18 protein-coding genes are annotated in these 26,044 nt (G+C 71.4%); 8 read left to right on the top strand and 10 right to left on the bottom strand.

Features of this window, described 5'->3' with window-relative positions; all coding sequences use genetic code 11:
- Positions 1–180: 180 nt before the first annotated feature.
- Genes AB0K28_RS33240 through AB0K28_RS33255 form a run of 4 tightly spaced genes read left to right on the top strand, consistent with a single transcriptional unit; the run spans position 181 to position 7,416 of the window.
- Positions 181–3,234 (top strand): ABC transporter permease, encoded by a 3,054-nt coding sequence (locus AB0K28_RS33240; RefSeq protein ID WP_364377749.1) that lies wholly within the window; start codon positions 181–183, stop codon positions 3,232–3,234.
- Entirely contained in the window at positions 3,231–5,813 is a 2,583-nt protein-coding gene (locus tag AB0K28_RS33245; RefSeq protein ID WP_364377751.1) for an FtsX-like permease family protein, read from the top strand. The genes AB0K28_RS33240 and AB0K28_RS33245 overlap by 4 nt, the downstream gene beginning before the upstream one ends.
- Positions 5,810–6,727, top strand: a complete 918-nt coding sequence (locus AB0K28_RS33250; RefSeq protein ID WP_364377753.1) for an ABC transporter ATP-binding protein — start codon at positions 5,810–5,812, stop codon at positions 6,725–6,727. Before AB0K28_RS33245 ends, AB0K28_RS33250 begins: the two co-directional genes overlap by 4 nt.
- Positions 6,724–7,416: an ABC transporter ATP-binding protein gene (locus tag AB0K28_RS33255; RefSeq protein WP_345399043.1), complete on the top strand. Its 693-nt coding sequence runs from the start codon at positions 6,724–6,726 to the stop codon at positions 7,414–7,416. Before AB0K28_RS33250 ends, AB0K28_RS33255 begins: the two co-directional genes overlap by 4 nt.
- 76 nt (positions 7,417–7,492) lie before the next feature.
- Here AB0K28_RS33255 and AB0K28_RS33260 read toward each other — a convergent pair whose 3' ends face one another.
- Complete coding sequence (locus tag AB0K28_RS33260) at positions 7,493–8,836, bottom strand: MFS transporter (RefSeq protein WP_364377755.1); 1,344 nt, start codon at positions 8,834–8,836, stop codon at positions 7,493–7,495.
- Positions 8,837–8,903: 67 nt separating this feature from the next.
- Here AB0K28_RS33260 and AB0K28_RS33265 point away from each other — a divergent pair, with 67 nt between their 5' ends.
- Positions 8,904–9,389, top strand: coding sequence for a MarR family transcriptional regulator (locus tag AB0K28_RS33265; protein WP_364377757.1), 486 nt, complete (start codon positions 8,904–8,906; stop codon positions 9,387–9,389).
- 7 nt (positions 9,390–9,396) lie between these two features.
- On the opposite strand, the gene AB0K28_RS33270 is transcribed toward AB0K28_RS33265, so the two are convergent.
- The 9 genes from AB0K28_RS33270 to AB0K28_RS33310 all read right to left on the bottom strand — a co-directional run bounded on the left by AB0K28_RS33270 (position 9,397) and on the right by AB0K28_RS33310 (position 21,667).
- Complete coding sequence (locus AB0K28_RS33270) at positions 9,397–9,873, bottom strand: hypothetical protein (protein ID WP_364377856.1); 477 nt, start codon at positions 9,871–9,873, stop codon at positions 9,397–9,399.
- A 222-nt stretch (positions 9,874–10,095) separates the two neighbouring features.
- Positions 10,096–11,079 carry a DNA polymerase III subunit delta gene (holA, locus tag AB0K28_RS33275; protein ID WP_364377759.1) on the bottom strand — a complete coding sequence of 328 codons (984 nt, stop codon included), beginning with the start codon at positions 11,077–11,079 and terminating at the stop codon, positions 10,096–10,098.
- Between the two features lie 347 nt (positions 11,080–11,426).
- A complete protein-coding gene (locus tag AB0K28_RS33280) occupies positions 11,427–14,069 on the bottom strand; it encodes a ComEC/Rec2 family competence protein (RefSeq protein WP_364377761.1) in 2,643 nt (880 codons plus the stop codon).
- Positions 14,070–14,397: 328 nt separating this feature from the next.
- Positions 14,398–14,934 carry a ComEA family DNA-binding protein gene (locus tag AB0K28_RS33285; protein WP_364377763.1) on the bottom strand — a complete coding sequence of 179 codons (537 nt, stop codon included), beginning with the start codon at positions 14,932–14,934 and terminating at the stop codon, positions 14,398–14,400.
- 919 nt (positions 14,935–15,853) lie between these two features.
- A complete protein-coding gene (locus tag AB0K28_RS33290; protein ID WP_364377765.1) occupies positions 15,854–16,687 on the bottom strand; it encodes a DegV family protein in 834 nt (277 codons plus the stop codon).
- A gap of 73 nt (positions 16,688–16,760) precedes the next feature.
- Positions 16,761–17,969 (bottom strand): imidazolonepropionase, encoded by a 1,209-nt coding sequence (hutI, locus tag AB0K28_RS33295; RefSeq protein WP_345399018.1) that lies wholly within the window; start codon positions 17,967–17,969, stop codon positions 16,761–16,763.
- 1,077 nt (positions 17,970–19,046) lie between these two features.
- Positions 19,047–19,220: a hypothetical protein gene (locus AB0K28_RS33300; RefSeq protein ID WP_364377768.1), complete on the bottom strand. Its 174-nt coding sequence runs from the start codon at positions 19,218–19,220 to the stop codon at positions 19,047–19,049.
- Positions 19,221–19,453: 233 nt separating this feature from the next.
- A complete protein-coding gene (gene hflX, locus AB0K28_RS33305; RefSeq protein WP_364377770.1) occupies positions 19,454–20,866 on the bottom strand; it encodes a GTPase HflX in 1,413 nt (470 codons plus the stop codon).
- A 108-nt stretch (positions 20,867–20,974) separates the two neighbouring features.
- Positions 20,975–21,667, bottom strand: coding sequence for a DUF4097 family beta strand repeat-containing protein (locus AB0K28_RS33310; protein ID WP_364377772.1), 693 nt, complete (start codon positions 21,665–21,667; stop codon positions 20,975–20,977).
- 158 nt (positions 21,668–21,825) lie between these two features.
- Between AB0K28_RS33310 and aceB the strand changes: the two genes are divergently transcribed.
- From aceB to AB0K28_RS33325, 3 genes are read left to right on the top strand one after another with little or no spacing between them, the layout of a single operon-like run.
- Positions 21,826–23,403 (top strand): malate synthase A, encoded by a 1,578-nt coding sequence (aceB, locus tag AB0K28_RS33315; protein WP_364377774.1) that lies wholly within the window; start codon positions 21,826–21,828, stop codon positions 23,401–23,403.
- Positions 23,404–23,428: 25 nt separating this feature from the next.
- On the top strand, positions 23,429–24,865 hold the full coding sequence (locus tag AB0K28_RS33320; RefSeq protein ID WP_364377776.1) for an FAD-linked oxidase C-terminal domain-containing protein: 1,437 nt from the start codon (positions 23,429–23,431) through the stop codon (positions 24,863–24,865).
- Complete coding sequence (locus AB0K28_RS33325; protein WP_364377778.1) at positions 24,862–26,043, top strand: FAD-binding oxidoreductase; 1,182 nt, start codon at positions 24,862–24,864, stop codon at positions 26,041–26,043. The genes AB0K28_RS33320 and AB0K28_RS33325 overlap by 4 nt, the downstream gene beginning before the upstream one ends.
- The last annotated feature ends 1 nt before the right edge of the window (position 26,044 follow it).

Here is a 26,044-nt window from a genome sequence, read left to right on the forward strand (position 1 = left end):
GGCGCTTCTCGACGCCGCACTCCACATGTCCGGAGTGCGGCGTTCTTGTCGTCTCTGGGGCCGTTTTGTCACAGTTTCGATATCACACAGCCGTATCGGGTGAGTCACCGTTGCAGAGATCACCTTGCCCGTCACCTGCGCCATCCCCGAAGGTGCACTAAACACGATAAAGGGGGATGCATGCGGGGGCCGTTGGTCGTCAAAAGGGCGCTCAGCGAGCCGCTGCTTCTCCTGGCCGCGTTCGGGTCGATCCTGCTCGCCACCACCACGCTGGTGGCGCTCACCATGTACGCCTCCTCCATCGCCGACGCGGGCGTCCGCAGGACGATGGAGACGGCCTCCTACGAACAGACCGCCGCCACGGTCAGCGCCCCCGTCACGGCCAAGACGTTCCCCGAGTTCGACAAGGCCGTACGCGCGGAGCTCACCGCCGCCTACACCCGCCCGCCCGAGCTGAGCACCAGCTTCCGCTCCGACTCCTACACCATGCCGGGCCAGGAGGACAGGCAGCGGCCCGAGCTGCTGCGCTTCGGCGGCTACGACGGCCTTGACCGGCAGGCGCGGCTGGTCAGCGGTGCCTGGCCGCAGCCGGGCGACGACCCGGTGCAGGCGGTCATCTCGCTGTCGGCGGCCTCGGAGACCGGGTTCAAGGTCGGGCAGGAGTTCACCACGCGCGGCCGGCTCGACAGCCGTCCCGTGCGGGTGCGCGTGGTCGGCGTGTTCCAGCTCGACGACCCGTTCGGGGCGCGCTGGGCGGGCGAGCAGCTGCTCAGCCGGGGCGTCGAGCGCGGCGACTTCACCACGTACGGGCCGCTGATGGTGCCCCGCGAGACGTTCATCGCCCGCTTCGCCACCAACGTGAACGCCACCTGGACCGCCGTCCCCGACCTGCGCGCGCTCACCCCCGAGCAGCTGCGCCCGATGGCCGGCGCGGTCGCCGGCCTGGAGCAACGGCTGAAGGCGGCCGGCTGCGGCAGCTGCGTCGCCGCGAGCCACCTGCCCGAGATCCTCACCCAGCTCGACACCGCCTCGCTGGTGGCCCGCTCCACGATGCTGATCCCGGTGCTGCAGCTGCTGTTGCTGGCCGCGTACGCGCTGATGCTGACCGCGCGGCTGCTGGCCGACCACCGCCGCATGGAGGTGGCGCTGCTGCGCTCGCGCGGCGCGGGGACCGTGCGGCTGGCGGTGCTAGCGGGCGGTGAGGCGCTGCTGGTGGCGCTGCCGTGCGCGGTGATCGCGCCGTTCCTCGGCCCGCCGCTGCTGGCCGCGATCAACCGGCTGCCGTGGATCGAGGCCGCCGGGGTGCGGCTGTCGCCGTCGGCCGACCTGGGGACGTTCCTCGTGTCGTTCGGGGTGGCGCTGGCCGCGGCCGTGCTGCTGATGGCGCCGGCGCTGGCCGGGGCGCGGCGGACGTACGTGGAGGAGCAGGCGGCGCGCGGGCGCGGCGGCGGGCGCGGCCTCATCGAACGGGCGGGCGCCGACCTCGCGCTGCTGGTCGTGGCCGGGCTCGCGATCTGGCAGCTGCAGCGCTACGGCGCGCCCGTGACCACGACGGCCACCGGCGGCCTGGGCATCGACCCGCTGATCATCTCGGGGCCCGCGCTGGCCCTGCTCACCGGCGGCATGCTGGGGCTGCGGCTGGTGCCGCGGGTGTCCAAGCTGGCCGAGAAGATCACTTCCAGGCGGCCCGCGCTCGCCCCCGCCCTCGGCGCGTGGCAGGTGAGCAGGCGCCCGCTCAAGTACGCCGGGCCCGCGCTGCTGCTCACGATGGCCATCGCGATCGGCATCGTGTCGCTGGCGACCGCAGCGACCTGGCGTACGTCCCAGCTCGACCAGGCCCGCCACCAGGCCGGGGCCGACCTGCGGCTGTCAGGGCCGCCGGACGGTCCCGAGCTGGGCGCGCTCGGGCGCGGCACCGCCTTCACCACGCTGCCCGGCATCGGCGCCGCGTCGCCCGGCTTCCGCGGGCAGGCGGACGTCGGCGGCGAGAACGCGATGCTGGTCACGCTCGACGCGAGCAAGCTCGGCGAGCTGTTCCACCTGCGCCCCGACCTGTCCGACAAGCCGGTGAGCGAGCTGTCGCGGACGCTGACCGGCAACCGTATGGACCGGTTCGAGCTGCCGGGGAAGCCCGCCACGCTCACCGTGAACGCCGAGGCGAGCGACGAGGTGGCGGCGCGGCTGGTGCTCACCGACGCGCTCGGCGTCTGGCGGGACGTGCCGCTCGGCGTCCTCAAGGCGGGCACCAGCCAGGTCGAGGTGGACCTGCGGGCGCTGGCCGGGCGGAAGGGGCAGATCACCTACCCGGTGTCGCTGCTCGGCGTGATCGCCGGGGCGCCCTCGGGCAGCGCGACGCTCAAGGTGACCGGGCTGAGCGCCGACGGGCAGCAGGTGACCGCGCCGCCGCTGACCATGGAGGCCGAGCTCAGCAGCGCCGCGACGTTCGTCCAAGGAGCCCAGCCGGGGCCGATGCCGGTGGTGCTGACCGCCGACCTGGCCGCCGCGCTCAAGCTCTCCCCCGGGCAGTCGGGGCGGGTCAGCATCGACCGCCGGGTGCTGCAGGTGAAGGTCGCGGGCGTCGTCGAGAGCATGCCGACCACCACGGCCGGGCAGCAGGCCGTACTCGCCGACTGGGAGACGATGCAGGCGTACGAGCTGGCTTTGGCCCAGCCACCGAGGCCCGCCACCGAATGGTGGCTGGGCACCGACGACCCCGGCGCCGCCACGGCCGCGCTCAAGAGCCACCCCGAATGGGACGTCACCGTGCTCGACCAGCGCGCACTCGCCGCCACCCTCCAGGACGACCCGCTGGCCAGCGGGCTCCAGGGGGCGCTCATGCTGGGCTTCCTCGCGGCGCTGGTGTTCGCGGCGCTCGGCTTCCTGGTGAACGCGGCCGTCGCGGCGCGTGAGCGGATGGCCGAGTTCGCGATCCTGCGGGCGCTCGGAGTGAGCCCGCGGCAGGTGTTCGGGATGCTGGCCATGGAGCAGGCGTTCGTCGTCGGGCTGTCGCTGCTGGCCGGCACCGGGCTCGCGATCGTCGTGGGAGAGCTGGTCGTGCCGCACATCGTGCTCACCGGGCAGGCCGCGGCCGTGACGCCCGGCGTGCTGCTCGACATCCCCTGGGCGGCGACCGCCCTCATGCTGGTGCTGGTGACGGCAGTGCTGTTCGCGATCCTCGCCGGGCTGGCACGCACCGTACGCGGCCAGGGCCTCAGCCTTCGGGAGGAACAGTGAGGACGTGGCTGCTCGCCCGGGTGCACCTGGGCCCGCTGGCCGTGCTCTTCGCGCTGACGTTGAGCGCCTGCCTGCTGGTCGCCGGGCTGCCGCGAGCCACGGAATCGGCGTACGACCAGGCGCTGCAGCGCGCGCTGACCGGCGCGCCCGGCGTGCAGACCGACCTGACGGTCACCGTCGGGTCCTGGTCACCGGCGCTCGACCTGCGCGAACGCGCCCAGTTCGACACGCGCGACCGCCTCTGGCACGAGATCCTGCCCGCCGGACTGCGTCCCCTGGTGACCGGGCCCGGCCACGCGAGCGCCAAGACCACGCTCACCCCCATCGCCGGCACCGGCGGCTCGTCCTACCTCAACGTGGGCTGGCTGTCCGACGCCGACCGGCGCGTCGAATGGGTGCGCGGCCGCGCCCCCGGCGCGTCCTCGACCATGCGGTACGAGGGCGAGACGATCCCCGTGTTCGAGGCCGGGATCGTCGATGAGGCCGAGCGGGAGATGGGCCTCGGCATCGGCAAGACCACGGTGATCGGCGAGCACGACTACGCCGCCGTCAAGATCGTCGGCATCTTCCGTGCCAAGCAGCCCGACGACCGCTACTGGTCGCACCACAACGACCTCGTGCACGTGCTGAAGCAGCAGCCGCCGGGCAGCCTCGACTTCGAGAAGCACGCCACGGCCCTGCTGTCCGACGCCGGGCTGGCCGTCCTGAGCGGCGAGGGACGCAACCTGGCCTACCGGTGGACGCTGCCGCTCGACCCCCGCGGGGCGACCGCGCTGGCGGTGCCGGGGCTGCTCGACGACGTCGCCGAGTTCGGCCGGGTCGTGGACGTCCAGTCGAACGGGCCCGTCAGCCCGTACCGGCTGGAGACCGGGCTGCCCAACCTGCTCACCGGGTTCCAGGCGGAGCTGTCCACCGCGCAGACCGTGATGTCCCTCGTGCTCGGCGGGCTGCTCGCGGTCGCGCTCGGCGTGATCGTGCTGGCCCTGCAGCTGCTGGCCGACCGGCTCGACCACACGTTGTCGCTGGCCAGGGCACGTGGCGGGTCGCTGGCGCAGGTGGCCCGCACGGCGGCCGGGCTGACCGCCGTCGCCGTCGTGCCGGGGGCCGTCGCGGGGTACGCGCTGTCGTACCTGGTGCCGGGGCCCGTGCTGCCGATCGTGCACGCGGGGCCGGTGTTCGTGGTGCTGGTGGCCGTCGGCTTCGCCGCCGCCCGGCTCGCGCTGGCCCACCGCACCCCCCTGCACGAGCGGCGCGAGGACGTCGCCACCGCGCGGCCGTCCGCCCGGCGGATCACGCTGGAGGTGCTCATCGTCGTCCTGGCCGTGGCGGGGGCGTACCTGCTGCGGGCCAGAGGGCTGAGCGCGTCGGCGGGGCAGGATCCGTTCCTGCTGGTGGTGCCGGTCGCGCTGACCGTGGCGGCGGCGCTGGTGACGTTGCGCTGCTACCCGTACCCCCTGCGGCTGATCGTCCGGCTGGCCGCGCGCGGGCGGGCCGCGGTGCCGTTCCTGGGGCTGACCAGGGCGGCGCGGGCGCGGGCCGCCGCCGTCCTGCCGGTGCTGATCCTGCTGCCCGCGCTGGCCGTGTCGGTCTTCGCCGCCGTCGTCACCGACGGCATCGCCGGCACCCAGCGGCTGGCGTCCTGGCAGCAGACCGGCGCGCCGATCAAGGTGACGTCCGAGATCGAGATCCCGGCCGAGACGATCGACAAGATCCGCGCGGTGCCCGGCGTCGAGCAGGTCGTGCTCGCCCAGCGGGGCCAGGTCCAGGTCGGGTACGGCGCCGAGCGGGCCGAGGCGCTCGCCGTGGACGTCGCCCAATGGCGCTCGATCCTGGCCGACGCGCCCGTGAGCGTGCCGCCGCTGTCGGAAGGCGTGCTGGTCTCCCCCGAGCTGCGCGGGCGCGGCACGCTCGACCTCGGCTGGCAGTCCCGGCTCAAGCTGCCCACCCGCGGCGTCGTCGAGTCGGTGCCCGGCTTCTTCACCAAGGGCAAGTTCCTCATCGTGCCGATCGGCGTCCAGCTTCGCCCCGCCGTGAACACGCTGCTCATCAAGGGCGACGCGGACGTGGCCGAGCTGGCCGCGCTCGCGCCGTCGGCCACCGTCATCTCCCAGGAGGGCGCGCTGGCCACCATCCAGGAAGACCCGCTGACCAGCACCGTACGCACGACGCTGGCCATCGTGACCGCCGCGCTGGCCGGTTACGCGCTGCTCGCCGTCGTCCTGACGCTCATCGTCGGCGCGGCCGACCGCGCCAGGGCGGTCTCCTTCCTGCGTACGCTGGGCCTGTCCGACCGGCAGGCGCAGCGGCTCACCGTCCTGGAGATCATGCCCATGATCATCGTCACCGCGCTGGCCGGACTGTGCCTCGGCCTGGCGCTGCCCGCCGCGCTCGGGCCCGGCGTCGACCTGTCGTCCTACGCCGGTGACCTGCCCGTCGGCGACTACTCACCCGACCCCGTCCTGCCCAGCGCGCTGGCCGCCGGACTCGCCGTCGTCGCCGTGCTCGGCGCGTACGTCCACACCGCCATCAGCCGCCGCCGCAGTCTCGGCGCCGTCCTTCGAGTGGGGGACCTCACATGAACCCGACACTGTCCGAGCTGGAAGCCAAGGCCACGAAGGAGAAGGCCGCGTTCGGCGGGGACGCGCACATCGTGTGCGACAACCTCGTCCGCATCTACAAGACCGAGGGCGTAGAGGTCGTCGCGCTGCAGGGGCTCGACCTCGTCATCGACAAGGGCGAGCTGGTCGCCATCGTCGGCGCCTCGGGGTCCGGCAAGTCCACGCTGCTCAACGTGCTGTCCGGGCTCGACGTGCCGACCGCGGGCGTGGCCAGGGTGGCCGGCATGGACCTGCTGTCGATGACCGCGCGCGACCGGCTGCGCTACCGGCGTTCGGTAGTGGGCTTCATCTGGCAGCAGACCGCGCGGAACCTGCTGCCGTACCTGACCGCCAAGGAGAACGTCGAGCTGCCGATGAAGCTGGCCGGCAAGCTCCGCCGCGAACGCTCCGGCGAGCTGCTCGACCTGCTCGGCGTCGCCTCCTGCGCCGACCGCAGGCCGCCCGAGATGTCCGGCGGGCAGCAGCAGCGCGTCGCCATCGCCGTCGCCCTGGCCAACTCGCCGCAGCTCATCCTGGCCGACGAGCCCACGGGCGAGCTCGACAGCGAGACGTCCGAGCAGGTCTTCGACTCGCTGCGCACCGCCAACAGGGAGCTGGGCGTGACCGTCGTCATCGTGACCCACGACCCGCTGGTGGCCGAGCAGGTGGACCGCACCGTCGGCATCCGCGACGGGCGCACCAGCAGCGAGACCGTACGCCGCGAAGGCGCGGAAGGGCAGATCATCGCCGAGGAGTACGCCGTACTCGACCGCGTCGGACGCCTTCAGCTCCCGCGCGACTTCATGAACGCCCTGGAGATGGAACGGCGCGTGCGCCTCGAACTCGAATCCGACCACATCGGCGTGTGGCCCGCCCGAGAGGAGCCGTCCGAATGAGTCAGTCGCCCCTGGTCGAGGTCGAAGGGCTGCGCAAGGTCTACCGCACCGGGCCCAAGGAGGTCGTGGCGCTGCGGGACGTGTCGTTCTCCGTCTTCCCCGGCGAGCTCGTCGCGCTGCGCGGGCGGTCGGGGTCCGGCAAGACCACGTTGCTCAACCAGATCGGCGGCCTGGACAAACCGGACGCCGGCCGGGTGGTCGTGGACGGGCGCGAGATCACCGCCATGTCCGAGGACGAGCTGCTCGCCGTGCGGCGTGACGTCGTCGGGTTCGTGTTCCAGTCGTTCGGGCTGATCCCCGTCCTGTCGGCGGCCGAGAACGTGGGCGTCCCGATGCGGCTGATGCGCGCGCCCGCGGCCGAGCGCGAGGCCAGGGTCCGCATGCTGCTCGCCCTCGTCGGGCTCGAGCAGCACGTCAACCAGCGGCCGTACGAGCTGTCCGGCGGGCAGCGGCAGCGCGTCGCCATCGCCCGCGCCCTGGCCAACCGGCCCCGGCTGCTCGTGGCCGACGAGCCGACCGGGCAGCTCGACTCGCAGACCGGGCGGCAGATCATGGAGCTGCTGCGGGCGCTCGTCCGCAGCGAGGGGGTCACAGCGCTGGTCGCGACCCATGACCCGAGCTTGATGACGGTGGCGGACCGGGTGCTGGAGATCAGCGACGGCGTCGTCCACGAGGCCGCCCTGACCTGAGCCGGCCACCCGCCCTGACCTGAGCCGGCCACCCGCCCTGACCTGAGCCGGCCACGCGCGCTTGCCCCGGCCCTGCTCACCCGCGCTTGCCGGCCCTGCTCACCTCCGCTGGACGCGTCCTGGCCCAGGCGATGGCGATGAGGTTGGCGGCGGCGACCAGCACGCCGCCCACGACCGCCGGCGCGGCGATCCCGGCCACCCCGGCCAGCGGCGCAGCCACCGCCAGCCCGAACGGCCGCGACGCGAACGAGATCAGCTGATCGAACGACCGCACCCGCCCCAGCGCGCTCTCCGGAACCTCGTCGGCCACCACCGTCTCCCACAACGGGCTGAGCAGCCCCAGCCCGAACAGCGCCACGGCGTAGGCCCCTGCCATGACCGGCAGCGGCGCCCCGGCGGCCAGCGCCGCCATCGGGAACACGTAACAGGCCGCCCCGATCTGCACGACGACCAGGGGCCGCCGGACCGGCAGCCGGGGTGCCAGGAACACGCCCAGCACCATCCCGACGGTGCCGCACTGGACGATGAGCGCCCAGCTCGCCTCACCGCCCAGATCCCGCACGGCGACGACCGGCCCCAGCGTCAGGAACAGCCCGGCCATGAAGTGCCACACGCCGTGGCCGACCACGCACGCCACGAACCACGGCCGCCTGCTGATCTCCCGCCACCCCTCGACCAGCTCCCGCCCGAACCCAGGCCCCCGCGCCGCCAGCTCCCGCCCGACCGGGAGCGGCCGGCGGACACCCCCGAACTTCGACGTCAGGACCGGCGCCCGGACACCACCAGACTCCGACGTCAGGACCGGCGTCCGGACACCACCGGACTCCGGCGCCAAGCCCGGCGTCCGGACACCACCGGACTCCGGCGCCAAGCCCGGCGCCCGGACACCGCCGAGCGTCAATGCCGAGCCCGCGAACACCACAGCCGTGACCCCCGCCGCCCACCCAGGCCCGGCGACCACCGTGATCGTCCCGGCGATCGCCGGCGCGGCCACCGCCGACAGGCTCGTCACCACCCCGATCCGCGCGTTCACCCGCAACCGTTCCGGCCCGGGCACCACCGCCACCACGAGCCGCGGCACCGCAGGACTCCCGAACGCGATCGCCACCCCCGCCACCGCCGACAACAGGACGAGATCGGCCACCCGATAGACACCGAGCAGCAGTTCCCCGGCGATGACCGCCTGCGACAGACACCGGGTCAGGTCGGCGAGAAGCACCACCCGCGCGGGCCTGACCCGATCGGCCAGCACCCCGCCCACCGGCAGCAACACCAGCAACGGAACCAGCTCGGCCGCCAGCACCAGACCGAGCTCTCCCTCACCACCCCCGGCCCGCAGCACCGCCAGCGTCAAAGTGGTCGGAATGAGCGCCGTGCCCAGCGCGGACAGGCACCGCCCGACGAGAAGCCGCATCACCATGCCGGCGAGACTATTTCGCCAACGAATATTACGTCAACGAATTAATCACTGCCCTATGCTCCCAGGCATGGAGGACTCGGTCGATCGTCACCTGGCCCGCTGGCGCGGCAAGGCCCCCTTCGACGAACGCGTGGAGGCGATCGTGACCCGCCTGCAGTTCCTGGTGAAACACATCGCCCACACCAAGGAGGCGGCCCTGTCGGAGGTGGGCATGCAGGACTTCGAGTTCGAGACCCTGCACCGCCTCGTCGCCCGCGGGGGCGTGGCGACGCCGTCGGAGCTGGCCGCCGACCTCCTCCTGTCGCCGGCGGGCATGACGGGCCGCCTCGACACGCTGGAACGCTCAGCGCTCGTACGCCGGGTCCGCAGCACCGAGGACCGCCGCCGGGTGGACGTGGAGCTCACCTCGAAGGGTCACGACCTGTGGATGGAGGCCATGACCATCCGCGCCGAGGTCGAAGCCTCCATGGTCAACGCACTGTCCGCTGAGGACCAGGCCCACCTCGACGGCCTTCTCAAGAAGCTGCTCCACAACGCCGAAACCACCCGCTAGGCCGTACTCATGCGTCGAGCTGATGATCCGCCCAGACGTAGGTGACCGGCAGCAACTCAGCGACAGGCACCATCCGAAGGCCGTTCGAGGTGCCGACAATGACCTTGATCTCCGGAAAATAATCGAGCAGAAGCTGCCGGCACCGCCCGCACGGCGGCACGACACCACGATCACGATCCCCCACGGCGACCATGACATCCAGGTCGTAGATCCCCTGCCCAGCCGCCGTACCGACGACGACCATCTCCGCACAGGGCCCACCGGTGAAGTGATAGACGTTCACCCCGGTGACGATTCGCCCATCCCGAGCCCGAGCAGCAGCCGCCATGGTGTGCTCGTCTCCCCGACACCGAGTGGCCGCAACGTGCGCCGCCGCCCGCACCACCTCATCATCAACCCACTCGCCACGCCCGACCATCTTCAGCGCTCCCCCACATCCATCAGGACGCACAGAACCCCGCTCAGCACCAGCGCTCCCCTCCATCAATCAGACACGCAGAACCCGCTCAGCACCACTCCCCAGCGGCCTGCCCGGCTACCTCCCCGATCCCCCACGTCGCCACGGCGCCCGGCAATCACCGCCGAGCCCGACACACCCGACACTCCCCGCCCCCAGCCCTGACCTCCTGCCTCAGCCCTCAGCCCTCAGCCCGAAACCTTTGCCTCCCGTGCCAGCCCAGCCCTTAGCCGACGCGGAGGCCCGCACTCACCGTCCGGTGCGGCTCGCCACAATCACCTGCACCGTGTGCTCCAGGGCGTAAGCCGGATCCGCTCCCCCACCCTTGACCTGCTCATCGGCATGAGCCACCGCCTGGATCGCCCGCGACAGCCCTTCAGGCCCCCACCCGTTGAGCTGCCGCTTCACCCGATCGACCTTCCACGGCGGCATGCCCACATGACTGGCCAGCTGCCCGCCCCGCAGGTTACGAGGCGCACTGCCGACCTTGGCCAGCGACCGCAACCCACCGGCCAGCGCACTGACCAGCAGCACGGGAGCGACGCCGGTGCCGAGCGCCCACCTCAACTGCTCCAGTGCCTCCGCCAGCCGCCCCTCCACGGCCGAGTCGGCGACGTTGAACCCGGTCACCTCCGCCCGGCCCTTGTGATAGCGAGCCACGGAGGCCGCACTGATCGTCTTGTCCTCGGTGTCGAACATCAGCTGCGAACAAGCCGCCGCCAGCTCCCGCAGATCGTTCCCCACCGCGTCCAGCAGAGCCTGAGCCGCATCGCCCGAGATGTTCCGCCCGGCCCGCTTGAACTCCGCCTTGATGAACTCCATCCGCTCACCGGCCTTGGTGACCTTGCTGATCGTGACCAGCTTGGCCCCGGCCTTCTTCACCCCATCGACCAGCGCCTTGCCCTTCACCCCACCCGGGTGGGCGAGCACCATCACGGTGTCCTCGGACGGCTGCTTCGCGTACGCCACGATCTCGGCGATGACGTCCTTGCCGAGATCCTGCGCCCCCCGGATCACCACGACGGACCGATCCCCGAACAACGAAGGGGACGTCAGTTGCGTCAATTCACCGGTCGTGACCTTGCTCCCGACGAGGTCATGCACGTCGACCCCGGGATCGACACTCCTGGCCGCCGCGACGACCCCACTGACCGCCCGCTCGGCCAGCAACTCCTCGTCGCCGACGACCAAGGTCACAGGTGCTGGATCGGTTCCCGCCATGTCAGGCAGCATGCCACGCCCCACCGACAACTAGGTACTCGCGACCCACCACCAAGTCCTCACGCCAAGGATCGCGAAAGAAGCTCAACTCCGGCGTTGGCCACGTGCGAGCGCTCCCGCCCGAACGAGCAGCGGCAGCACCCGCATCACACCGTCGCTCAGCACGCCCGCCAGTATGCCAACCCCAACAAACCACCCAGGCCAGAGCAGAGGCGCAACCAACCCCGCGAACGGCCACCCAGCGCATCCGGCAGCGAACCAGACCCCAACCCAAGAACGCCAAGGCGAACGGACGGGCCCGAGAACGGACCAACACGAGCCCAACCACATGTGGCACGGGACCGGAACGGGCCGGGAAGCTAGGGGCCACGGGGAACCACTGCCAGGCCGCCACCTTCTCGCTCCACCACCGCGAGGTCCCCCGACTGGTCCGTGCGGTGGATCGTGAGGCCGAGCCGTCGCAGCAGACCCAGCGTGGACGTCGCCGGGTGACCGTAGTCGTTACCGGCTCCGACGCTGATCAACGCGGCCCGCGCCCCCAGCGACGCCAGGAACTCAGGTGACTGCCTGTTGGACCCATGGTGCGGCGTCTTGAGGATGTCGGCCCGTACGATCAGCCGCCGCGCCAGCTCGTCCTGGGCCTCGGTCTCCAGATCACCGCCGAGCAGCATCGACCCGGACCGCCACTGTACGTGTATCACCACGCTCGAGTTGTTGATCGCGCTGCCCTCACCCTGCCCGTGCAGCTCACTCGCGGCCGGGTCGGGTGCGAGGACGGTCAGCTCCGACGGCCCGAACCGCCATCGAATGCCCGGCGGCACCGTCCACTCGGGTATGCCGCGTTGCCGCAGCATGCCGGTGATGCGTCCCCCGGACCGCGCACCCGTACGCTGCGGGCTGACGACGACAGCCCCGACGCGACGGTTCCTGAGGACGCCCGGCAGCCCGTCCACGTGGTCGGCGTGGGGATGCGTGAGAACGAGCAACGGCACGTCCGAGACCCCGAGCCTCCGCAGGCACCGGTCCATGACCACGGGATCCGGCCCCGTGTCCACGATCACGCCCCGGCCCGGACCGGCCGAGATGACCAGGCCGTCGCCCTGCCCCACGTCGCACATGACCATCACCCATCCCTTGGGCGGCCACGACCCGGCGATGGGCCGGAGCACCAGCACCGCCACCAGGGCCGCCCCGGCCACCGTCAGCACCACCGCACGCCAGGCCCGGCGTCTCATCACCGGAACCGCCACGGCCACCGCAAGCAGCAGCAACCCGAGCCCGGCGAGCCCGGCCGGCCAGGGCACGGTCGCGAACGGCACGGTCACCGCCCACCGGGACACCGTGATGATCCACCCGACCGCGTACCCGGCGGGAATCACCAGCATCCGCGCCCCATCAAGCCAGACCGGCGCGACCAACGCGGCACCGAACCCGAGCAGAGTCGCGGGCGCCACCGCCGGCGCGACGAGCAGGTTGGCGACCACCGCTACGGGCGTCAGTTGCCCGGCCATCAACACCAGGACAGGCGTCACCGCGAGCTGCGCCGCCGCAGGCACCGCCACCGCCTCCGCCATCCACCGCGGCAACCGCACCACCCGCCTACGTCCACTCTCCAGCGACGCGTCAGGATCCGGTTGAGAGGCCGGGCCTGCCTCCCCCGCCCCAGAGGAACCCCTCCCGGAAGAAGCTGAGCCGACAACACAGGCCCCCTCCCCGCTCTCCGGAACGCGGGCCAGACCGGCGACGGCACCCCTTCCACGCATCACGTCAGGCGTAGGCGCGGGAGCAGGGCCTCTTTCCCGGCCCCTCAAGGTAGAAGAAGCACCGCGGGCAGGGACGCCACCCCCGCCCGCCGAGACAGCGGTAGGGCCGGGGGTAGGAGCGTCGGCTGCGTCGGTAGGCGAGGGGTCTTCCTCTGCGCTGTTCTTGCCCATCAGCTCGTCTCGCCAGCGTGGGGCGAGGAGGAGGATGCCGGCGGTGGCCGTTACGGAGAGGGCGAAGCCGTACGAGCGGGCGAGTTCGGGCACGAACAGCATCAGGAAGAGGACCGTCGCCGACAGGGCCGCGACGCCGTCCTTCGAGCGGCCCGTGCCCATCGCGATCGCGGCTGCCAGGCCCATGAGGAGGGCACGCAGGACGCTCGGCGAAGGCCGTGCGACCACGGTGAACGCCAGCATCGCGACGGCGGCGAAGCCCGCACGCAGAGGGAGGGAGAGGCCGACGAGCCGGGAGAGCGCGAGTGCCGCGCCTGCCACTATGGCGAGGTTGGCCCCCGACACTGCATTCAGATGGCTGAGGCCGGCTTCCCTGAAGTCGGCTGTCACCTGCGGGTCCATGCGGGAGACGTCGCCCACGACCAGGCCGGGCAGGAGGCCCCGCTGGTCGGGAGGCAGTACGTCGGCCGCTGATCTCAGGCCCGACCTGATGGCGCCCGCCGCCGTATGCGGGGTGGACGGGGGTGTCAGGAGGCGGGGCGCCTGGCGGACGAGCAGGATCGCCGCCACGGACGTGCCCGGTGTCGGCTTGGCCAGGCGGCCGGTGACCTCGACCTCCTGGGTGGGCAGCAAGGTACGCCATGCCGGGCCCGTCGCGAACACCGTGATGGGGACGTCCACTGCCTGCCGCGTTGTGGAGGTCTGGAGGATCTTGAGGGTCGCCGGGATCACGTAGCTCTCTAGCTGAAAGCGGCCGGTTCCGTTAGGTCTGCGTCTCGGGTCGTCGGTCAGGGCGATCTGGGCGGTGATGAAGGCGTTCTGTCCGGCCAGTTCGGCGGTCGGCCCGGTGGTGAGGGCGTGGACGCGGAGGGCCACGGACGCGGCCGTCGCCGCCGTGCCGATGAGGGTGGCGAGGATGATGTTCCGCCACCCTGGGCTGATCCGCCGGGCAGGCTCCGTACAGGTGCGGCCTTTCGGGGGTTGTCGGGTACGCCAGGCCATTACGGCGGCGACGGTCGCGACACCGGCGGCCGTGAAGAGGCCGACGAGCGCGGTGCAACCGAGCAAGGCCAGTGCGGTGGCCCAGGCAGCCAGGGCCGGAAGGGCCAGCGGCCATGCGGGCTCAGGCTTGGCAACGGAAGGCTCTTTCGGAACAGCTGGCCGCCGCTTCTGGCGACCAGGAACGGGGCCGGAGCCGCGGGCGGCGGCAGGAGCGCGTCTGGGGCCACGGGCAGCCGTGGATCTGCCGCCCAACCCAGTGCCGAACCCAGGAGCAGCGGCAGGGGCAGCGCCGGTGTCCCAGGCGTGGCCGGTAGTTGAGCTGGTGTCTGAGGCTGAACCAGGAGTCGGGTCGGTAGCAGGGCCGGGAGGTGAAGTGGGGTCGGGGGCGGGCATGTCAGACACGGACCTTGGGTTTGATTTCCTCGAACTTTCTCGGGCCGATGCCTGAGACGTCCCGGAGTTGGTCGATCGTGGTGAAGCCGCCACGGCTGGTACGGAACTCGACGATGCGGGCGGCGAGCACCTCTCCTACGCCTGGGAGTTGTTCCAGCTGGTCGGGGGTGGCGGAATTGAGGTCGAGGACGGCGGTGGCGGGGTCGGTGATCGGGGAGCCCGGTGCTGCGTGGCCTGGTGGGGCGCCCACGACTATCTGTTCGCCGTCGATCAGGCGTCTGGCGAGGTTGAGTTGTCCTGTGGATGCGCCCTTGGACACGCCGCCGGCCGCCGACACCGCGTCCGTCACCCTTGCACCTGCGGGGAGCAGGTAGACGCCCGGCTTGCGGATCTTGCCGGCGACATGGACGGTCACCTTGGCGGCGGTGGACGCAGGGGTGATCGAGGTCAGCGGGGTGATGGGGGTCGGCGGAGGCAGGGGTTGGGGCGTCGGTTGTGAGCGCCAGACGAGGAAGGCGGCCACCGCCGTGGCGAGCACCCCGATGGCGAGCAGGACGCGTAGACCTGGCTTCCCGGGGTCGAGAGTGGGGCTCTGCGCGGCCAGGAGCTTGCGTAGGGACTGGAGGGAGGCTGTTGCGGGGCTCGGGGTGGGAGCAGCCTTCGGGGCAGGGTGACCGGGCGCTGAGGGCCGAGGCGGTTGCGTGCCGGGATCAAGCGGTGCCGTGACGTCCGCTGAACGGCTGAGGTACGCGGGCGCGGCGAGGCTCGGTGAAGCGTCGAAGCGCTCGGGCATGGGCAAGCCCGCTGAAGGGGTGAGGTGCGCGGGCATCGGGAGGAGTGACGTCCCAAGGTCGGCTGGCGGGTCGAGGTGAGGTGGTGCTGCGAAGTCCGCCTCTGGGTCCGGAAGTGGGGCTTGGTGGACATTCGGTGGCGAGGCAGGGTGGGGTGGCGCTGCGGGGTCGTGAGGTGTGTCGGGATGTGGCGGTGATGGCAAAGCCGGTGATGAGTTGCCCTCCTGGCCTCCAGGAGCGCGGTGCGGGACGTAGGGCGGCGGTGAGGCGAAGGGGAGGTCGGGGAGCCGGGCAAGTGCGGCGTTCTGGGGTTCGTCGGTGGGTGGGGTGAGGCTGGTGGTTTTCGGGGGCCTGAGGGCGGTGGTGGATCCTGGGGTGTCTTGGTAGGGCGGTTTGTAGGCGGGACCGATGCCGGTGGCCCAGGTCGGCCTGGTGAGGCGGCGGCGGGCGCGGCGGGCAGGCGCGGTGATCGACCGTAGCCGGGACTCGGCTATGGCGCGTTCTGCCGTCGGATCGGGGGTTCGCACGGCAGTGAAGGTACGGCGAGGCGGCGGGCGGGGAAGGGCCGAGCGGCGTTCTGGGGATACTGGCCGGAACCTGTGCCGAGGGTGTGGACAAGCAGCGGCCCTTGTCGCTCATGTCTCCTTTGCGGAGGACGTACTGTCGCTACGTGTCGCAGGGCGTGACGGTTACGCCGAGCATCCCCGGGCCGACGTGTACGCCGATCACCGCGCCCACCTCCACCACCCGCAGCTCCCCCAGCCCTGGCACTCGCTTCGAGAGGCGTTCGGCGAGGCCCTCGGCTCGTTCCCGGGCTCCCAGGTGCTGCACCGCCACGTCCACGGGACCGGTTCCGGCCGCCTCCACGGCCAGGTCCTCCAGGCGGGCGATGGCGCGGGAGGCCGTACGGACCTTCTCCAGGAGGGAGATGCGGCCCTCCGTGATGTGCAGCAGCGGTTTGATCATGAGGGCGGAGCCGACGAGGGAGGCGGCCGTGCCGATGCGGCCGCTGCGGCGGAGGTATTCGAGGTTGTCCACGTAGAAGAACGATCGGGTGGCGCAGATGCAGCGGTTGGCGGCCGAGACCACCTCTTCCATGGGGGCACCGTCCGTGGCGGCTCGGGCGGCGGCCAGTACGGGGTAGCCCAGGCCCATGGCGATCGAGCGGCTGTCGATCACGGCCACCGGTACGGCGGCTTCCCTGGCGGCGGCGCGGGCGGACTCGATCGTGCCGGACATCTCGCCGGAAAGGTGGATGGATACGATCGCCGATGCTCCGCCTGCGGCGAGGTCGGAGTAGCAGGAGGCGAAGCTGGCCGGTGAGGGGCGGGAGGTGGTGGCCGAGGTGAAGTCGCCGGTGAAGGAGCCCTCGTCGAAGGCTCCTGAGGAGTCAGGCTGGGCGGCCGGTGCCCTAGAAGGGGACTTCGGCGGACCATCGGGAGCGGCGGCCGATGCCCCGGCAGCGCCCCTCGGGTTCACCTGTACGGGAACCACGGACACCCCGGGGACGGAACCCAGATAAGCGGTCGAATCGGTGACAACAGCGACCAAGGGCGGCATACACCGAGATTAACTACTGAACGGGCGTTCCACCCCGCCACACCCGGCGCGGCTTGAGGCCGAAGGACCAGGCGAAGGCGCCCTCGTGGTCGGCGTCCCACTGGACGATGTCGGCCAGCCGGCCAGGAGCCAGCACGCCGCGGTCGGGAGCGCCCAGGACGGTGGCGCCGCCGAGGGTGGCCGCGCGCAGGGCGTCGTTGACGCTCATCCCGAACGCCGACACCGCCATCGCGATCACCAGGGACATCGAGGTGATGCCGCAGTAGCCGGGGTTGTGGTCGCTGCCCAGAGCGATCTGCACGCCGTTCTTGATCATCTGGCGGACCGGCGGCAGGTGGCCGCGCTGCAGTGCCGTGGCCGGGCAGACGACGGCGGGGACGCCGTAGCGCGACATGATCGCGATGTCCTCGTCGGACATGTGGTGCAGGCCGTCGGCGGAGGCGCAGCCGAGCTCGGCGGCGAGCTGGACGGCGCCGCGGCGGCTGTAGATGCCGGCGTGGATGCGGGGCAGCAGCCCGACGTTACGGCCGGAGGCGAGCACCCAGCGGGACTCCTCGGTCGTGAAGTAGCCCTCGTCGCAGTAGACGTCGACGCTGTCGGCGCCGGCCGCCGCCGCGTCGGCGCACCACGCGCCCACGGCCTCGACGTATTCGCGCTGCCTGCCGAAGTATTCGGGCGGCACCACGTGCGCCGCCAGGAACGTGACGTGCACCCGCGGCATCATCGGCTCCTTCTCCAGCTCGCGCAGGAGCCGCACGTCGGCCAGCTCGCCGTCGCGGGTGAGGTGGTAGCCGGTCTTGGCCTCGACCGTGGTGGTGCCGCTGAGCAGCCAGTCGCGCAGGCGCTCGCGTACGCCGTTGCACAAGGTCCACGGGTCGGTGCCGCGCGTCACGGTGACGGTGGAGCCCACGCCGCCGCCGGCCGCGGTGATCGAGGCGGACGTGGAGCCGCCCGTACGGATCGCCAGCTCGGCGTAGCGGTTGCCGGCGTAGACGGGATGCGTGTGGGCGTCGATGAGCCCGGGCGTGACGAGAGCGCCGCCCAGGTTTTCGACGTGATCGACGTCGACGATGTCATCGACGACGCCCGGCACGCTCTGCGGCAGGTCCGGAGCACGGCCGACCCACGCGATGCGGTCGTTGTGCACCAGGATGGCGGCGTTGCTGAGAACCTCGTTGCCGGTCCAGAGACGGCCGATGTTGGTCAGCAGTCGAACGGTCACCGCATCACCACCCCGCACGACCCCTCGTACGGGTGCAGAGCACAGCGCACGGCCGGCGCCGCGCCCACTGAGTCCGCTCCGGGTCCGGACGACATGGGGGGTCTCCTGCTCTCATCCGCATCGAGTAGTGCGGTGACCGTATCGCCGGACGCATGATCCAGCGATTTCAGTTCAGTTACGTTATTTCACATGTCGGGCCGCTGTACAGGGTTATTCGGAAGAAAGACCATTCATCCCAACCGTCACGCAGCCCTGCGTCGTCCCCACGGCCCCCGCTGACGACGTGAACACTCGCAGTCATCATCCGAAACCTAGAACCCGAACCCAAAAACCAGACCAACGTTAGGTCTGGCTAATCCTAGCAACCCCAGGGGGGTGGGGACCACTGCCGCTTTTGGGGAGGTCTGCACGCTTTGTGGAGAGTGTCGCCCAACCATGGGGATGGGTACGGCCCCGCGCGTTTTAGCAGCGTATGCATATCGCAGGACCGGTCTATCACGAGACCGTTATACGGCATGTGCACGCAGCGCCACCACACCCACCGGCCCCACCCCACGCCAAGACCCGGCCGCCGCACGGCAAGGGAGGAGGCTCGGGCCCGCGAAGGGGCCACCGACGGCGGAGCTCCGAGCCCCCGAGACGCCCCGAAGCCACCCCTCAGGAGCCGGGGCCCGCCATAGCCTCCAGGGTCACGACAGAGCGCTGCAAGTGATCTCAAGGCACGCGGGGAGCCGGAGAGGAAGTGCCTCGCCTGCGAGGCGGCGCCCCCTGACAGGGACGTGGCCGCAAGGGCCGGCCACGAGGCCGATAAACGGGGCCGCAACGGCACGAGGCCCAGGGCCGCAAGCGAAGGTGGGGCGCAAGGGCGCAGGGCCGGCCATAAGGGGGCGGGACAGCAAGGGAGTGGGGCCGCGAGGACTGGGGCCGCACGGGGTGGGGCCGCACGGGTGGTGGGTTGAACGGGGTGGGGGTGGGTGGCGTGGGAGCGGATGCAGGCGAGCGTCACGTTCATGGACGCCTCCAGAGGCTGGACGTTGCGCATCGTCCGTGACAGCAGGGTGCCGCCCTGGAGGGCGGCTAGCAGGGAGTACAGCCGGTCTCCTGCCGGCGTTCGATGGCGACGTCGGCCCAGGCGCGCAGGGCTTCGAAGCTGTCGAGGGCGGCGATCCTGGGCTCGCCCGGCTGCAGGACCTGGAGGGCTCCGGGCCACCTGACGAGCACCCGGCAGCGGACGCCGAGCGCTGATGGCACACTGACCGGCCGGGAGCGCCGCAGACAGAAGTACGTGAGCGCCTCTCACAGGGAGAAGCGCCCACCCAGGAAAGAGCGTGAGCGCCTTTCACGCGGAAAGGCGCTCACAAAGGTCCTCGCACGCGGAGAGGCGCGGAAGTCCTCTCAGGTGGAGATGCGCTCACCAAGGCTCTCCCCACGTCGAGAGGCGCTCACGAAGGCTCTCCCCACGTCGAGAGGCGCTCGCGAAGGCGTCAGATGGCGTGCTCCACCGGCTTGCCCACCCGCTCCAGCTCCTGCGACAAGCTGGGCAGGACCCGGGCGTGCAGGATGGTGCCGTCCTCGACGTGGTCCACCGAGAGGACCTCGCCCTCCTTGTGGGCCCGCGAGATCAGGTCACCCCTGTCGTAGGGCACCAGCAGGTGGACCTCGTGGTCGAGGCGCGGCAGCCGCTCCTCGATGAGCTCCATCAGCTCGGGGATGCCTGCCCCGGTGCGCGCCGAGACGACGATGCTGTCGCGCTCGCGGCGGGCGATGCGGTCGAGCACCTCCTGGTCGGCCGCGTCGGCCTTGTTGATCACCACGATCTCGGGCACGTCGGAGGCGCCCTCGATGTCGGCGAACACCTCGCGGACGGCCGCGAGCTGCCCCTCGGGGTCGGGGTGCGAGCCGTCGACCACGTGGAGGATCAGGTCGGCGTCGGCGACCTCCTCCAGGGTGGAGCGGAACGCCTCGACGAGCTGGTGGGGCAGGTGGCGCACGAAGCCGACGGTGTCGGCGATCGTGAACAGCCGGCCTTCGGACGTGCGGGCCCTGCGCACGGTCGGGTCGAGGGTGGCGAACAGCGCGTCCTCGACCAGCACGCCCGCGCCGGTGACGCGGTTGAGCAGCGAGGACTTGCCGGCGTTGGTGTAACCGGCGATGGCCACGGCGGGCACCTCGCGACGCTGGCGCCGGTGGCGCATGGTGTCGCGCGAGGTGGACATGCCGCTGATCTGGCGGCGGAGCTTGGACATGCGCTCGCGGATGCGGCGCCGGTCGAGCTCGATCTTCGTCTCACCGGGGCCGCGGCCGCCGATGCCGACGCCGCCGGCGGCGCGGCCGCCGACCTGGCGCGACAGATTGCCGCCCCAGCCGCGCAGACGGGGCAGCAGGTAGGACAGCTGGGCCAGCTCGACCTGGGCCTTGCCCTCGCGGCTCTTGGCGTGCTGGGCGAAGATGTCGAGGATGAGCGCCGTGCGGTCGATCACCTTGACCTTGACCGTCTCCTCCAGCTGGCGGAGCTGACCGGGGGTCAGCTCGCCGTCGCAGATCACGGTGTCGGCGCCGGTCGATTCGACGACGTCGCGCAGCTCCACGGCCTTGCCTGAGCCGATGTAGGTGGCCGGGTCCGGCTTCTGACGCCGCTGGATGAGCCCGTCGAGCACCTGCGACCCGGCGGTCTCGGCCAGGAGCTTGAGCTCCAGGAGAGAGTTCTCGGCGTCTTCCGCCGTGCCGTTGGTCCAGACGCCGACGAGGACGACCCGCTCGAGCCGCAGCTGCCGGTATTCGACTTCGGTGACGTCTTGAAGTTCGGTGGACAGGCCCGCCACGCGGCGCAGAGCCTGACGGTCCTCAAGGTCAAGGTCGCCGGTCTCGATCGGGTCGAGCGCGGGAAATTCGTGCATACGTGTCATCTCTATGAGGGAACGTCTGGACACCTCGATGTCTTCCCACGATGGTGGCACGACACCCTCGGCGCGAGCACCTGGTTATCAGGGTGATCCCACAGACTGTCAAGAGGGCGAGACGGTGATGTCGCCGGAGCCCGCGGTGACGGAGATCTTGTTCGAGGCGCCCTTGTCCTGCTTGACGTCGAGGGCGAGGTCGCCGGAGCCGACTTCGCTGTCCACCGCGTACGCCTGGTCGGGGACGTGCAGCCGGATGTCGCCCGAGCCGGTCTTGAGCCGGACGTCCTCGGGTGCGGCGGCGTACTTGAGCTCGATGTTGCCCGAGCCCAGCTCGCCGTTGAGTTTCTTGCCGGCCAGCCCGGCCGCGTCCACGTCACCGGAGCCGACGTTCAGGTCGATCTCGCCGGTGCTGTCCCTGAGGGTGAGGTTGCCGGAGCCCGCCTCCAGGTTCAGCCGCACGCCCTTGGGCACCTCGATCTTGTAGTCGACGCTGCAGCTCCCCCACTCCGACGGGCAGCCATAGGTGACGAACAACTCCTGGCCGTCCACCTTGTGCTCCGGCTGCGGCTTGTCGTCGCCACGCCAGTGAAGGGTCTCGACGACGCGGATGCCGCTGCCGCCTGTCTCGGTGACGACGGCGTCACCCGACCTGGAGACCAGTCTCAGCGTGGCGACCTTGTCGGTCACCTCGTACGACACCGTGTCCTCGTTGTTGGGACCGGCGAGGCTCTCCAGTCCGCAACCGGCCAGCAGCAAGGTCGAGACCAGCAGGCCGCCGGCGATCGCAATCGTCTTCATGGAGAGGATCCTCCCCGCGTGGGCAGGGGTTCCGCATCGGGGATGACCCCTGGTTGCTCCCGGGGACACCCCGACCTTTGACCCGCTGTGCGCGTAAGAGTAGGTTCACTTCCACAATCCAGAATTCACTTTCCACCATATGGAAAAGGAGGAGGCCCATGGAGATCACCGGCCCGATGCTCGACCGGTTCGACGAGATCCTCACGCCCGAGGCGCTCGCGTTCGTGGCGACTCTTCAGCGGGAGTTCGGCGCGCGGCGGCTGGAGCTGCTGGAGGCCCGCCAGGCCAGGCAGGCGGAGCTGTCGGCGGGCGGCACGCTCGACTTCCTGCCGGAGACCAAGGAGATCAGGGAGGGCGAGTGGCGGGTCGCGCCGCCGGCGCCCGGCCTGGAGGACCGCCGCGTCGAGATCACCGGGCCGGTCGACAAGAAGATGACCATCAACGCGCTCAACTCGGGCGCGAAGGTGTGGCTGGCCGACTTCGAGGACGCCAACTCCCCGCTGTGGGAGAACTGCGTGGCCGGTCACCTCAACCTGCGTGACGCGCTCGACCGCACGATCGACTTCGAGACCGGCGGCAAGACGTACGCGCTAAAGCCCGACGACGAGCTGGCCACGGTGGTCGTGCGCCCGCGCGGCTGGCACCTCGACGAGAAGCACGCCCTGGTCGACGGGAAGCCGGTGTCGGGATCGCTGGTCGACTTCGGGCTCTACTTCTTCCACTGCGCGCAGCGGCAGATCGACAAGGGCAAGGGCCCTTACTTCTACCTGCCGAAGATCGAGTCGCACCTGGAGGCGCGGCTCTGGAACGACGTGTTCGTCAGGGCGCAGGAGCTGCTCGGCATCCCGCAGGGCACGATCAGGGCGACGGTGCTCATCGAGACGTACCCGGCGGCGTTCGAGATGGAGGAGATCCTCTACGAGCTGCGCGAGCACTCGGCGGGGCTCAACGCGGGCCGCTGGGACTACCTGTTCAGCGTGATCAAGAAGTTCCGCACGCGGGGGCGGGAGTTCCTGTTGCCGGAGCGGAACGCGGTGACGATGACGGCGCCGTTCATGCGCGCGTACACCGAGCTGCTGGTGCGCACCTGTCACAAGCGGGGCGCGCATGCGATCGGCGGGATGGCGGCGTTCATCCCCTCGCGGCGCGACCCCGAGGTCAACGCGGTGGCGCTGGAGAAGGTGCGGGCCGACAAGACGCGCGAGTCCAACGACGGCTTCGACGGCTCGTGGGTGGCGCACCCCGACCTGGTGCCGATCTGCCGCGAGGTGTTCGACGGGGTGCTCGGCTCGCGGCCCAACCAGCTCGACCGGCTGCGCGAGGACGTCAGCGTCTCGGCGGCCGAGCTGCTCGCGGTGTCGGACACGCCGGGCGAGATCACCGAGGCGGGCCTGCGCAACAACGTGGACGTCGGCCTGCGCTACCTCGCCGCCTGGATGGGCGGGCAGGGCGCGGCGGCCATCCACAACCTCATGGAGGACGCCGCCACCGCCGAGATCTCGCGCTCGCAGATCTGGCAGTGGATCCACAACGACATCACGCTGGCCGACTCGGGCGAGCAGGTGACGAAGGAGCTCGTGGAGCGGATCATCGGGGAGGAGCTGGCCAAGATCTCCGGGGAGCCGGGCTACGACGAGGGGCTGTTCCGGCAGGCGACGGAGCTGTTCAAGCAGGTGGCGCTGGACGACGACTTCGCGGAGTTCCTGACCCTTCCGGCCTATGCTCAAATGCCATAAAGAAGCGTACAAAGGGGGATCGGTGATGGAGATGCTGATCGCGGCGCTGCGCTCGCTGCTGCCTCACGACGCGGTGATCACCGATCCCGTACGCCTGCGCACGTACGAGTGCGACGGCCTGACCTACCACCGCGCCACCCCCGGCGTGGTGGTGCTGCCGGAGACCGCCGAGCAGGTCGCCGCCGTGGTGCGCCTGTGCAACGAGCACACCGTGCCCTTCGTGGCCCGCGGCTCGGGCACCGGCCTGTCGGGCGGCGCGCTCCCCCGCGAGGACGGCGTGCTCATCGTCACCTCGAAGATGCGGGCGATCCTGGAGATCGACCTGCGCAACCGCAGGGCCGTGGTGGAGCCGGGCGTGACGAACCTGGCCATCACCGAGGCCGTGCGCGCCCAGGGCTACTACTACGCCCCCGACCCCTCCAGCCAGCAGGTCTGCTCGATCGGCGGCAACGTGGCGGAGAACTCGGGCGGCGCCCACTGCCTCAAGTACGGCTTCACGGTCAACCACGTCGAGGCGTGCGAGATCGTCACCCCCGACGGCGACCTGGTGACGCTCGACCGCATGGACCCCGGCTACGACCTGCTGGGCGCGTTCATCGGCTCGGAGGGCACGCTGGGCATCGCCACCAAGATCACCGTACGGCTGAGCCGCGCGCCGGAGGCGGTGACCACGGTGCTGGCCGCGTTCGAGAGCATCGAGCAGGGCGGCAGGGCGGTGTCGGCGATCATCGGCGCGGGTATCGTGCCCGCCGCGATCGAGATGATGGACGCGCTCGCCATCGAGGCGGCCGAGGCCGCAGTGGCCTGCTCCTATCCCGAGGGCGCGGGCGCGGTGCTCATCGTCGAGCTGGACGGCCCGGCCGCCGAGGTCGAGCGGCAGTTCGCGCGGCTGCGGGAGATCTGCTCCGAGGCGTTCGAGCTGCGGGTCGCGGCCGACCCGGCGGAGCGCGCGGCGATCTGGAAGGGCCGCAAGTCGGCGTTCGCCGCCGTGGGGCGGATCAGCCCGGCGTACATCGTGCAGGACGGCGTGGTGCCGCGCACGTCGCTGCCGGCCGTGCTGGCGGCCATCGACCGGCTGTCGGAGGAGCACGACATCAGGGTGGCCAACGTCTTCCACGCCGGCGACGGCAACCTGCATCCGCTGGTGCTGTTCGACGACGGCGACCCCGGCGCGGGCGAGCGGGCCGAGGTGGTGTCGGGGGCGATCCTCGACCTGTGCATCGAGCACGGCGGCTCGATCACCGGCGAGCACGGGGTGGGGGTGGACAAGTCGCGGTACATGCCGAAGATGTTCAGCGCCGACGACCTCGACACCATGCAGCTGGTCCGCTGCGCGTTCGACCCCGAAGGGCTGGCGAACCCGGGCAAGGTGTTCCCCACCCCGCGCCTGTGCGGCGAGGTGCCGGGCAAGCGCAAGGGCGTGCACCCGCTGGTCGAGTCGGGGAAGGCGGAGCAGTTTTGAGCGACACGATCGGCGGCGTCACGACCCGGCAAGCCGGGCCGGACGACGCGGTGGCCGGGGTGCGGCCCCGCTGGGTGGTGCTGCCGGAGAGCGTCGAGGAGATCGCGGCCACGCTGCGGGCCTGCGCGGAGCGGGACCTCGCGGTGGTGCCCGCCGGCGGCGGCACGAAGCTGCACTGGGCGCCGCCGCCCGAGCGCTGCGACGTGCTGCTCGACCTGTGCTGCATGAACGAGGTGCTGGAGCACGCGGCAGGCGACCTGGTGGTGCGCGCGCAGGCCGGGGTGACGATGGGCGCGCTGGCCGGCGTGCTCGCGAGCGAGGGTCAGGAGCTGGCGCTCGACGTGCCGTTCGCCGAGGACGCCACGGTCGGCGGCACGCTCGCCACCGGAGGGCCGGCGGGCCCGCGCGCGTTCCGCTACGGCACCGCCCGTGACCTGCTCATCGGCATCACGGTCGTGCTGCCCGACGGCACGATCGCCCGCTCGGGCGGCAAGGTCGTCAAGAACGTCGCGGGCTACGACCTGGGCAAGCTGTTCACCGGCTCGTACGGCACGCTCGGCGTCATCGCCGAGGCCACGTTCCGCCTCCACCCGCTGCCGCCCGGCCGCCGCTGGGTGGTCGCCCGCCTGGACGATCCCGCGAAGGCGGCCGGCCTCGCGGCCTCGCAGGCCGAGCCGAGCGCGGTCGAGATCGACAGGCCCGCCCCTGACGCGCCGATCACGCTCGCCGCGCTGGTCGAGGGCACGGCGGCGGCCGGCAGGGCGGCGGCGCTGCGCGATGTGATCGGCGCGGGCGAGGTCACCGAGGAGCCGCCGCCGTGGTGGGGGCGCATCCTCGCCGACGAGGTGCTGATCGAGCTGCGGTTCCCGCCGGCGGCGACGGCGGCCGTGCTGGACGCGGCCGGCCCTACCGGCATGGCGCTGCGCGGCTCGCCGGTGCGCGGGCGGCTGCTGCTGGAGTCGGCGCGGGCGATGGAGGAGGGCGAGCTGGCCGCCGCCGTGGCCCGGCTGCGGGCCGGGGTCGAAGCGGCCGGCGGGCGGGTGCAGGTGCTGGCGGCGCCGTACGCGAAGGTCGACAGGTGGGGGCAGGTGGGTTCGCTGCCGTTGATGCGGCGGGTCAAGGAACGGTTCGATCCCGGTCGCAGGATGTCCCCGGGCCGGTACGTGGGAGGCGTGTGAC

Source organism: Nonomuraea sp. NPDC049504, assembly GCF_040676845.1.
Taxonomy (GTDB): Bacteria; Actinomycetota; Actinomycetes; order Streptosporangiales; family Streptosporangiaceae; genus Nonomuraea; species Nonomuraea salmonea.